This is a genomic window from Bradyrhizobium sp. Kon69 (assembly GCF_055807515.1).
On the sequence record NZ_JBVVOS010000363.1, the window covers coordinates 1 to 269 of the forward strand.

At 68.0% G+C, this 269-nt stretch carries 1 pseudogene; it reads left to right on the plus strand.

The window, feature by feature from the left end:
• A pseudogene (locus tag AC0L3U_RS39460) lies at positions 1-207 on the plus strand (hypothetical protein); the annotation flags it as partial.
• Positions 208-269 lie beyond the last annotated feature (62 nt).

The following is a 269-nucleotide window of genomic DNA, read 5'->3' on the forward strand; positions in this document are numbered from 1 at the left end:
CGCGCCGAGCGGGCCAACGGTTGCCTGGCGGTGCATGCGGTGCACGAGGAAGAACCCGGCCTGGACGAGCAGGGGATGGTGGCGTTGGCGCGCAGCCTGCGGCAGATGGCTGACTGGTTGGGGCTGCAGCGGGTGCTGCTCAATTGCCAGCGGCCGAGTGCTGCGCGGTTGAGGGTGGCAATGCTGGGTATGGATGTGGGCCTTTAGGGCGCTATCGGGGGCAAGCCCCCTCCACCTGTGAAATGCGTGCCCTTGTGGGAGGGGGCTTG